Consider the following 3,368-nt stretch of genomic DNA (forward strand, 5'->3'; position numbering starts at 1 on the left):
TTACAGAGAGTGAGAAGCGGGAGGGTGTCGCCTGAGTCGCTTGGCGGCCCCCGTCGCCAATTGTGGTACGAATTGCAGTACAAGAGACCTTGAAGCGGCAGAGCCCCGCGCCTTGGACGGGGGCGCGGGGCTCTGGCCTGTCTCAACCGTGCGTGCCCCTGGTGGAGCGGCTTTCGAACGAGACATTCCGGACAGAACTAGATCAATTGTACCGTAGATCACTCAAGGTGAATACGGATAAGCAAGGCGCTACCGCCCGGCCCGAGGCGCGTGCCTGCCGCTGCGGGTGTGGCGCGACCGTGACGCAGTCTCGCCACTTCGTGAGTCAGGCTCATCAAGTGGTCTGGCTGCGGACGCAGCGGTATCTCGGTACGCGGAGTCGTCGGGAGAGAGTGGTGCAACTTGCCCCTACTTGTCCCAATCCGCCACCGGGGAGATCATCCCGCCGTCGTCCGTGGTTGACGTCCCCACGCCCGGCTAGCCACCATGGCCCGAAGAACGGTTCGCAATATTTCTAGCAACGGAGGCCCCGTGCGTGCCCGGTTCCTCGGCAAGGACCCTGACTCCCAGATAGACAACTCGCCCACCCTGTTCGCCACCGACCGTACGGACCGGGTGACCTACATCGCCCAGGGGTGGAAGGTGACCGACCCGCAGGCGCTTGCGGACATCGGCGCCGTCCCCGACCACGAGACCTTGATCGAGATCCCGGAAGACGTCCTGAAGTTCTACGTCCGCCGCTACCTGGAGCAGGAGGGGGAGCACTGAGCCAGCTCATCCCACCCGGCCCCGAGTTCCGGCAGTTCTTCCACTCCTTCGAGCACACCGCCTTCCGCTTGGAGGACCGCGACAGCTACGACGCGCCATACGAAAACGAGTCGTTGCGGAAGTTCCTCGCGGACGAGCCAGATGACCTTCCGTGGATGCAGAGCTGGTTGGACATGCTCCGGGAGGCGACGTCCGCGGGCCGCCGGTTCGCCCGCGTGCGGGTAGTGAGCCTGCCGCTGACCGACTACAGCCGCTTCGGGGTGTGGTGTGCGCAGTTCACAGGTGGTGCCGGCGAGGACATCCGCTACCTGACGCGCGACCTGGCCGAGGCCGGCGGCCTGCCAAACCACGACTACTGGCTGTTCGACTCGTCCAAGCTGGTTCGGATGCACTTCGACGATGACGCCCGCTTCCTGGGTGGTGAAGTAGTCGAAGACCCGGCCGAGATCGTGCAGCACAACTACTGGCGTGATGCCGCCTGGCACCACGCTGTAAGACGGGACGACTTTGCCACCGAACAGCACCTCCGGCGCGTCTAACGTCCACGAGGCGCGTGGCGCGCTCGGCAAACGACTCCGCGAGCTTCGTACGTCGGCCGACCTGAGCGGCCGGCAGCTCGCGGAGTCGTTGTCGTGGCCGGCTTCCAAGGTCTCCAAGCTCGAAAACGGCCGCCAGGCGCCCACTGACGACGACATCAGGGGTTGGACGCGGGCAACCGGCAGTCAGGCGGAAGCCGAAAGCCTGCTCGCGGCCCTACACACGCTCGAAGTCCAGCACGCGGAGTGGCAGCGCATCCTGCGGACTGGCCTGAAGCCGCGGCAGCAGGAGCTGATCGGGTGGGACGAGCGGACCCGGCTCTTCCGGGCGTTCGAAGCCACCGTGATCCCCGGTCTGCTCCAGACCGCCGAGTATGCGCGGGCACGGTTCGCCGAGGGCATCCGCCGGCTGAAGCTGCCGAACGACATCAACGAAGCCGTGGCCGCACGGGTCCGGCGACAAGAGATCTTGTACCGCTCCGACAAGCGGTTCCACTTCGTGCTGACCGAGGCGGCACTCAGGTTTCGGCTGTGCCCATCAGACGTCATGCTCGGCCAGCTCGACCGTCTGATCTCCTTCTCCCAGCTGCCCAACGTCCGGCTGGGGATCATCGGATTCGAGACGCAGTACGCCACGTCGCCGTGGCACGGCTTCTGGATATACGACACCGAGCGGGTACTGGTCGAGACCTTCAGTGCGGCCCTTGACCTGCGGCAACCGCAGGAGATCGAGCTATACGCGAGCGCCTTTGACCAACTCGCCGCCGTCGCCAGCTACGGCCGACCGGCCCGCGTGATCATCACCCGCGTACTCGATGACCTGGCCGCCGAAGTGGCCGAGGATGGCGCGGATTTTCGCGGGCAAGACGAGGAGGCTTGAGTTTCGAGAGATTCTGAGAAACATTCTTTCCAGGATCGTTCATGCCCCTTAGGAGTCGAAATGAAATAACTTGCGCGTTTCGAACCCTCCACAGGCCTGTGACCTGCGATGATGCTCTCGATCACGTATTTGTTACTTCATGACGTCCCCTTACCCTCCGAGTCAGGCCAATCACGGCCACACCTGACCAGGCCCCGGAGGGCAATGGTGACCACTCTCGTCCCCCTGCTTGCGAGCAGGCAGATCGAGCAACTTCCCACGCGGGCGCGCGAAGTGGTGGAGTACCGTAAAAGCGGGCTATCCCTCAACCACATCCAGGGCTGCCCGCTCGACTGCGCCTACTGCATCCGCCACACCTACGGGCTGTGGCCAGCGCCAGCCCCGCGCCGTGATGAGCGACGCCGAGGCCGTGACCCAGCTCGTGGCCCACCCGTACTTCCGGGCGGACACCACCCCTATCCAGTTGTTCAACCGGGCCACCGAGCCGTTCCTCCCGGCGGTGAAGCCCCACACCTTCGCTGTGCTGGAAGACCTCGACGCTCGGGGCCTCGCTGGAAATCATCGACGTCACGGACCGGGCTGTGGTGGTCGGCGGGCTCCCCCATGAGCAGCCCCGCTACTTCCTCCAACATGCCCTGCGCTTCCAAATCCACGATCTACGTCATCCTCACTACGCCGGACGGCACGGGCGTGCCGACATCGGCTGGGGCCAGGAGGAGGCATCGTGACGGATTGGACCAGCCGGGGCTACGTCGTCGTGGACGTGGAGGGCAACGGCGGGCGGCCGCCCGACCTCGTGGAGCTGGCCGCCGTCCCCGTCACCGGCGGCGCGATCGGGAAGCCGCTCAGCTGGCTGGTGCGTCCGGCCACTCCTATCACCGGTATCGCCCAGCGCATCCACGGCATCTCAAACCCAATGGTGGAAGAAGCTCCCATGTTCGGTGATATCACCGAAGAGGTACGCACCGCGCTGGAAAACACGGCAATCGTCGCCCACAACGCCCCCGTTGACCTCGGGGTCTTGCGCCGCAAGCTCCCGGATTAGGCGCCGGGCGAAGTCTTCGACACCCTGAGGCTGGCCCGCCGGCTGCGGCCCGACCGGGTGAGCTACCGCCTGGGCGCACTCGTCGAAGCCTTCGGGTTGGCCGAAGGCATCCCACCGGAACACAGGCCCCACCGCGCCG

At 65.4% G+C, this 3,368-nt stretch carries 5 protein-coding genes; all 5 read left to right on the forward strand.

Annotated elements, in window-relative coordinates:
- Positions 1-531: 531 nt before the first annotated feature.
- The 5 genes from ACY45C_RS05780 (at position 532) to ACY45C_RS05800 (ending at position 3,229) form a co-directional block, all read left to right on the forward strand.
- Positions 532-768 (forward strand): hypothetical protein, encoded by a 237-nt coding sequence (locus ACY45C_RS05780; protein ID WP_462186614.1) that lies wholly within the window; start codon positions 532-534, stop codon positions 766-768.
- A 68-nt stretch (positions 769-836) separates the two neighbouring features.
- Positions 837-1,307, forward strand: a complete 471-nt coding sequence (locus ACY45C_RS05785; protein WP_462186615.1) for a DUF6879 family protein — start codon at positions 837-839, stop codon at positions 1,305-1,307.
- Positions 1,276-2,184: a helix-turn-helix domain-containing protein gene (locus tag ACY45C_RS05790; protein ID WP_462186616.1), complete on the forward strand. Its 909-nt coding sequence runs from the start codon at positions 1,276-1,278 to the stop codon at positions 2,182-2,184. Before ACY45C_RS05785 ends, ACY45C_RS05790 begins: the two co-directional genes overlap by 32 nt.
- Before the next feature lie 391 nt (positions 2,185-2,575).
- Positions 2,576-2,791 (forward strand): hypothetical protein, encoded by a 216-nt coding sequence (locus tag ACY45C_RS05795; protein WP_462186617.1) that lies wholly within the window; start codon positions 2,576-2,578, stop codon positions 2,789-2,791.
- Positions 2,792-2,908: 117 nt separating this feature from the next.
- Positions 2,909-3,229: a 3'-5' exonuclease gene (locus ACY45C_RS05800; protein ID WP_462186618.1), complete on the forward strand. Its 321-nt coding sequence runs from the start codon at positions 2,909-2,911 to the stop codon at positions 3,227-3,229.
- The last annotated feature ends 139 nt before the right edge of the window (positions 3,230-3,368 follow it).

The sequence above is a fragment of the Frankia sp. CcWB2 genome (assembly GCF_977927585.1).